The sequence below is a fragment of the Thioalkalivibrio sp. genome (assembly GCF_007692535.1).
Taxonomy (GTDB): Bacteria; Pseudomonadota; Gammaproteobacteria; order Ectothiorhodospirales; family Ectothiorhodospiraceae; genus Thioalkalivibrio.
In genome coordinates, this window is the sequence record NZ_REBW01000261.1 from 1 (window position 1) to 5,950 (window position 5,950).

The 5,950-nt window shown below is 69.6% G+C and carries 7 protein-coding genes; all 7 read left to right on the plus strand.

Annotation, left to right across the window (positions count from 1 at the left end; genetic code table 11):
* The first annotated feature begins 274 nt into the window (after positions 1–274).
* Genes EA346_RS14490 through EA346_RS14520 form a run of 7 tightly spaced genes read left to right on the plus strand, consistent with a single transcriptional unit; the run spans position 275 to position 5,742 of the window.
* A complete protein-coding gene (locus tag EA346_RS14490; RefSeq protein WP_296759779.1) occupies positions 275–775 on the plus strand; it encodes a Na+/H+ antiporter subunit E in 501 nt (166 codons plus the stop codon).
* Entirely contained in the window at positions 768–1,079 is a 312-nt protein-coding gene (locus EA346_RS14495) for a monovalent cation/H+ antiporter complex subunit F (protein WP_296759780.1), read from the plus strand. Before EA346_RS14490 ends, EA346_RS14495 begins: the two co-directional genes overlap by 8 nt.
* Positions 1,076–1,375, plus strand: coding sequence for a monovalent cation/H(+) antiporter subunit G (mnhG, locus tag EA346_RS14500; protein ID WP_296759782.1), 300 nt, complete (start codon positions 1,076–1,078; stop codon positions 1,373–1,375). The genes EA346_RS14495 and mnhG overlap by 4 nt, the downstream gene beginning before the upstream one ends.
* Positions 1,375–2,319, plus strand: coding sequence for a hydrogenase subunit MbhD domain-containing protein (locus EA346_RS14505; RefSeq protein ID WP_296759784.1), 945 nt, complete (start codon positions 1,375–1,377; stop codon positions 2,317–2,319). The genes mnhG and EA346_RS14505 overlap by 1 nt, the downstream gene beginning before the upstream one ends.
* Positions 2,316–2,624 carry an NADH-quinone oxidoreductase subunit K gene (locus EA346_RS14510; RefSeq protein WP_296759785.1) on the plus strand — a complete coding sequence of 103 codons (309 nt, stop codon included), beginning with the start codon at positions 2,316–2,318 and terminating at the stop codon, positions 2,622–2,624. The genes EA346_RS14505 and EA346_RS14510 overlap by 4 nt, the downstream gene beginning before the upstream one ends.
* Complete coding sequence (locus tag EA346_RS14515) at positions 2,624–4,075, plus strand: proton-conducting transporter membrane subunit (protein WP_296759789.1); 1,452 nt, start codon at positions 2,624–2,626, stop codon at positions 4,073–4,075. Before EA346_RS14510 ends, EA346_RS14515 begins: the two co-directional genes overlap by 1 nt.
* Positions 4,072–5,742: a proton-conducting transporter membrane subunit gene (locus EA346_RS14520; protein ID WP_296759787.1), complete on the plus strand. Its 1,671-nt coding sequence runs from the start codon at positions 4,072–4,074 to the stop codon at positions 5,740–5,742. The genes EA346_RS14515 and EA346_RS14520 overlap by 4 nt, the downstream gene beginning before the upstream one ends.
* Positions 5,743–5,950: the final 208 nt, after the last annotated feature.

Consider the following 5,950-nt stretch of genomic DNA (forward strand, 5'->3'; position numbering starts at 1 on the left):
GTAGGTCGGGTTAGCGCAGCGTAACCCGACGACGTCCCGGGGACGACGCTATTTTGCGCCCATGGGTGGGGTGCGAGACCCGTCGGGTTACGCCCTTTGGGTCAACCCGACCTACAGTTTGCGGCTTTTCATCATCAGGGGTGCCGCACCCCACGACGGCATGAACGTTAACGTGAAGGTCGCGCAACACGTCGCGCCATGAACGTTGGTCTGGCAGCGGAGCATGATGACGAAATCCTGGCGGCAGTCAGTGCAAGAGCGGACCGTTGGCGTTATGCGCTGGCTTGGGATGCAGCAGACCGGTGTCGGTCTGCCGCTGCGAATCCTGGCGTACGCAGGGATCTGGTGGATCATCACCGGCGGCGACGGGGGCTGGCTGTGGGGTCTACCCGCTGTGCTGGTCGCCGCTCTGTTCAACCCGTTTCCGACCACCGAACGCTGGCGCTGGCGATTGCGCGGGGTGCTTGCGTTCGTGCCGGTATTTGCGTGGCTGTCGCTCCGCAGTGCACTGGACGTCGCCTGGCGTGCAGTGCACCCGAGCCGGCCGCTGAACCCGGCGCTGGTCGATTACGTGTGGAACGTCGAGGGTGGCCATGCACGCGTGTTTCTGGCCAATCTGATCAACTTGATGCCCGGTACTCTGTGTGTCCGGTTCCACGAGCACGGGATGACTGTGCACATCCTCGGCGATCCGACGCGCACGATGGCGGGTCTGGCGCGGCTCGAGGCCGTGGTCGGTAGGCTGTTCCAGCCACTGGGAGAAAAAGATGACTGAACTCTATCCCGTTGTCGTTCTGCTGCTGCTGTTGAATATTGTGGTCGGGATGGTGCGCATCCTGCGCGGCCCCACGGCCGCCGACCGCATGCTCGCGGCCGAGATGTTTGCGACCTCGGCGGTGGTGATCGTGCTGCTGATGGCGGTCGTCAGCGGCAACCTCGCGCTGATCGACGTCGCGCTCGTCTTCGCGCTGCTGGCGGCACTGGCCTCGGTCACTTTCGTCAGCCGGGCCTGGTCCGCCATGGCGGGCAGCCGGCCGGGAGTGGAGTGCGAGGACGACGAGCGGGGAGGGACGCGATGAACACTGTACAGTGGATCGGTGGCCTGCTGGTGTTCCTCGGAATCCCGTTCTTCCTGCTCGGTACGCTGGGGCTGCTGCGCTTCCCGGATGTCTACACACGCCTGCACGCGCTCGCGAAGGCGGACAACGTCGGTCTCGGCCTGGTCTGCATCGGTCTCGGGGTCCAGTCGGGGAGCGTGGCACTGCTGCTGAAGCTGATCCTGATCTGGGTGCTGATGCTGATTTCGTCCGCCACCGTGGCGGGCCTGATCGCGCGCACCGCGCTGGCGCGCGGGCTCCGGCCCTGGGGCACCTGATGGGTGTGGCCGGCGTGATCTTCGACGGCCTGCTGGCGCTCGCGCTGGTGTGGCTGGCCTGGCAGGCGACACGGGCTGCGGACCTGTTTCACGCGGTGGTGAGCTTCATCGTGTTCGGGTTGCTGATGGCGCTGGCCTGGGTCCGCCTCGAAGCGCCGGACATCGCGCTCGCCGAGGCGGCGATCGGGGCGGGGGCGACCGGTGCGCTGCTGCTCTCGGCGCTGGACCGGCTCGCGACTCGTGACGGATACCACCGGGTGCTCTACGAACCCACCACCGCCTGGGGCTTCTGGATCCCGGCCGGCGGGGCGCTGCTCGGCGGGCTGACCCTGGCAGCCTGGAAACTCCCGGCACCCGGACTGGGGGAAGAGGTGTTGGCGTCGCTGAAGCTTTCGGGGGTCGACCACCCAGTCACCGCGGTGCTGCTGAACTTCCGGGCGCTGGACACGCTGCTGGAGATCGGCGTGCTGCTGCTCGCGGCGGTGACGATCTGGTCGCTGGGGCGTGCGCCGTCCCCCCTGGTCCCGGCAATGCCGTCGCCGGCGCTGCCCGCGCTCGGGCGACTGCTGTTCCCGGTCTTCGTGCTCGTCGCAGCCTACCTGCTGTGGCGCGGGAGCCACGCGCCGGGGGGTGCGTTTCCCGCGGGCGCGGTGCTCGGGGCCGGTGCAATCCTGATGCTGCTCGCGGGCGCGCGTCCATGGATCCGCAGCAGCGAGCATGGGCCCTGGCGCTGGATCCTGTCGCTGGGTCTGGCGATGCTGCTCGCGGCCGCGGTCACCGGGTCGCTGTCGGGCCTTGCGTTCTTCGAATACCCGCGGGGCGCTGCCGGGCCGATGATCCTGCTGCTGGAAGTGGCGGCGGGGCTCTCGATCGCGCTGTTGCTGTTCGCGCTCTACCTGCGTGGGGAACCCTGCGAGCACGGCTACCGCGAGGTCGGCTCGTGACGGTGTACCTCAGCCTTTCCGGCGTGCTGTTCCTGATCGGGCTGCACGGCTTCTTTACCGCGCGTAGCCTGCTGCGGCGGTTGCTCGCACTGAACGTGCTGACCACGGCCGTGTTCCTGCTGTTCGTGGTGCTGGCGCGTCTGGCCGAACCGCTGGATCCGGTGCCCCACGCGATCGTGCTGACTGGAATCGTGGTCACGGTGAGCACCACCGCGGTAGCGCTCGCGCTGGTGGTCCGGATCGCCGGCCGGGTCCGCGACGAAGACGACGATGCCGCGGCCGGTCCGCGCGGGGACGCGGGGTGATTCCGGAGACCACCGGCCCGGTCGTTCTTTTCAGCCTGCCGCTCGCAGCGGCGATCGTGGTTTTCATCCGGCCGCGCTGGTCGGTTCCGGTCACGCTGGGGTCGGGAGGGATCCTGCTGGCGACAGCGCTGTGGGTGGTCGTCGCGGTACTGCGGCAGGGTCCCTGGCGGCAGGACATCGGGGGCTGGACGGCGCCCCTCGGGATCGGCTGGACCGTGGACGGGTTATCTGCCGCGCTGTTGCTGCTCAACGCGTCGGTCGGGCTGGCGGGCGCCGTGTTCCATGCCGCGCGCCCGGCGGCGCGCACGCCGGTGCGCGATCCCCGGTTCTTCTGGCCACTCTGGCTGTTTCTCTGGGGCGGGCTGAACGCCCTGTTTCTCGCGGCCGACCTGTTCAACATCTACGTGGCGCTGGAGTTCGTCTCCATCGCGTCGGTGGGGCTGATCGGCCTGGCCGGCGGGTCCGCACAGGCGGCGGCATGGCGCTACCTGCTCGCGACGCTGCTGGGCTCGACCATCTACCTGCTCGGGGTCGCGCTCCTGTACGGACGCTACGCGGCGCTCGACGTCGCGCTGCTGGCCGAGAGCGTCGAACCCGAACTGGTCACCGTGGTGGCGGCCGCGCTGATGACGCTCGGGCTGCTGCTGAAAGCAGCCGTTTTCCCCCTGCATTTCTGGCTGCCGGCGGCCCATGGACGCGCGCCACCGGCGGTCAGCGCCGTGCTCTCGGCGGTGGTGATAGCGGCCGCCTATTACCTGCTCGTGCGTCTTTGGTTCGGTCCGTTCGCGCCGTTGCTGGGCCCGGGCGTGGCGACGCTGCTCGGTCTGTTGGGAGCCGCGGCGGTGCTCTGGGGCGGATTGCAGGCGCTGCTGCAGCGACACCTGAAGATGCTGATCGCCTACTCGACGGTGTCCCAGCTCGGCTACGGGCTGCTGGTCTTTCCGCTGGCGGCCGCCGGGGCCGTGCAGCTGGCCTGGACCGGCGCGGTGATGCTGGTCGTGGCCCACGGTCTGGCGAAGGCGGCGCTGTTTCTTGCAGCCGGTGCGATCGTGCTCCGCCACGGAATCGGGCGGCTCGAGGCCCTGGGTGGCGACCAGCAGGGTGCGGTGGTCGCCTGGGTCGCGTTCGCGATCGCCAGCGCGAGTCTGGTCGGGCTTCCGCCCACCGGCGGTTTCGTCGGGAAGTGGTGGCTCGCCCAGGCCGCGCTGGCGACGGGCGGGTATTTCTGGCTGGCGGTGCTGATGCTCGGAACGGCATTCACTGCCGGCTACCTGTGGCGTGCGCTGCAGGCGGCGATGCGACCTGGCTGGGAGACGGAGGGCGGGTTCCAGGCGCTGTCGCCTGCGCTCGGTCTGAGCGCGCTGGGGCTCGCGCTGGGCTCAGCCGCGCTGGGCCTTGCCGCGCCGATCGCCGCGCGGCTGCTGGACGCAGGTTCGGGGGTGGTTGGATGATCAGCGGGCCCGAAGCGTGGCTGCAGACGGCGCTGCTCGGCGGTGCGCTGCTTCTACCCTGGTTGTTTCTTGCCGTGCTGCCGTTCGTGCAGGCGTCTACGCGCAGTCTGTTGCTGCCGTTCGCGCCCGTTCCGGCGCTGCTTGCGGTGCTGCTGCCCGAGGGAACCGCCCTGGCGCTGCCGCTGCTTCCCGCCGGCCTGTCGTTCGGCGTCGATGCGACCGCGCGCGTGTTTCTGCTCCCGGCCGCGCTGGTCTGGGCGCTGTCCGGGTGGATGGCCGCACAGTGGCGCCCGGACCAGGCGGGCTCCCCGACCTTCGGAGCGCTTTGGCTCCTCGCGCTGGCCGGAAACCTCGCGCTGATCCTCGCGCAGGATCTGTTGGCCCTGTATGCCGGGATCGCGCTGATGACCTTCGCGGCGCTCGGGCTGGTCGTGTTCGAACGCACGCCGCAGGCGCTCGGAGCGGGGCGCCTGTATCTGGCGATGATGCTGGTGGCCGAACTGGCACTGTTCGTCGCGGTCGCGGCGCTGGTGGCGGCGGCCGAGGGCGACACCCGATTCGACGCCGTCACTGCCACTCTTTCCGGACCGCTGCTGGCACTGCTGGCGCTGTCTTTCGGGTTGAAACTGGGGGCGCTGGGCCTGCACAGCTGGTTGCCCCGTGCGCACCCGGTGGCGCCGGTCGCCGCCAGCGCGGTGCTGAGCGGCGTGATGATCAAGGCAGGGATCCTCGGGTGGTTGCGGCTGGTGGAGCCTGCCGGCGCTGCATTCGCCCCCGTCGTTGCGCCGCTGCTGGTGGGCCTCGGGCTGGCCGGGGCGCTCTACGCCGTGCTGCGCGGCCTGCCGACACGCGATCCCAAGGTGCTGCTTGGCTGGTCCAGCGTCAGCCAGATGGGCCTGGTCACGATACTGGCGGGACTCGCACTGCAGTCTGGCGAGGTGGGTGGCGCCGCGATCGCTGCGATCGCCGTGTTCGTGATGCATCACGGGCTCGCCAAGGCGGCGCTGTTCCTGGGTGTCGGCGTGTTGGGCGCTTCCCGGGGGCGCCGGCGCCGCTGGGTCTGGGCCGGCTTGTGGCTGCCCGCGCTGGCGCTGGCGGCGGCACCGGGGACCAGCGGCGTGCTCGCGAAGACGGCGCTCGATCTCGCGGCCGGGGCGGCGGGGGCGGGGAGCGGGGTGGATGCGCTGCTGTACCTGACCGGCGTCGCCAGCGCACTGCTGATGCTGCGCTTCCTGTGGCTGACCCGGCGCGTGCCGGTGCCGGACGCCGGGGAAGCCCCCGCCGTCGGACGCTACCCGGAGTTGCCCTGGATCCTGATGCTCGGCGGCGTGCTGGTGCTGCCCTGGATCACCTTCCGCGATACCCCGATGCTTGCCGTGGCCGCGAGCGGATCCGAACATCTGGCGGCCATCGTGCCACTGATCGTGGCCCTGGTGATCGCAGCGGCCGCATGGCGCTGGCCCATGGCGGTACGGCTCACGAAGGGAATGCGGCGCTACCTGCCTGCGATGAAGCTTCGCGGCACCACGCTTTTGCACTGGTCACCCGGACCCCTGCAGTTTGCCAACTGGGAGCGCCACCTTCACGCCTGGCGCCTGATCGGACGGGCCGTCGTGCTGGTGACGCTCGCCCTCGGCGCCGCGATCGGTTACGGACAGGCGTTCTGATCCGCTGGCCGGCAGGCCGGAACAAAGCCATGCCCTCTGGCGGGCGGCACCGCCGGGGATGAAGACCGGCCACGGAAGAAAACGGAAACACACGAAACAGCGTTTGGAGTGCACTTCATTTTCCGTGATATCCGTGTTCTTCCGTGGCTGTATTTTCACGCTAACTTTCATGCCGTCGCGGGGCGCGGCACCCCCGATGATGAAAAGC

Excerpts from the sequence above, each read along its gene's own strand:
- EA346_RS14490 (WP_296759779.1), top strand. The coding sequence starts at position 275 with ATGCGCTGGCTTGGGATGCAGCAGACCGGTGTCGGTCTGCCGCTGCGA.
- EA346_RS14505 (WP_296759784.1), top strand. The coding sequence starts at position 1,375 with ATGGGTGTGGCCGGCGTGATCTTCGACGGCCTGCTGGCGCTCGCGCTG.
- EA346_RS14495 (WP_296759780.1), top strand. The coding sequence starts at position 768 with ATGACTGAACTCTATCCCGTTGTCGTTCTGCTGCTGCTGTTGAATATT.
- mnhG (WP_296759782.1), top strand. The coding sequence starts at position 1,076 with ATGAACACTGTACAGTGGATCGGTGGCCTGCTGGTGTTCCTCGGAATC.
- EA346_RS14520 (WP_296759787.1), top strand. The coding sequence starts at position 4,072 with ATGATCAGCGGGCCCGAAGCGTGGCTGCAGACGGCGCTGCTCGGCGGT.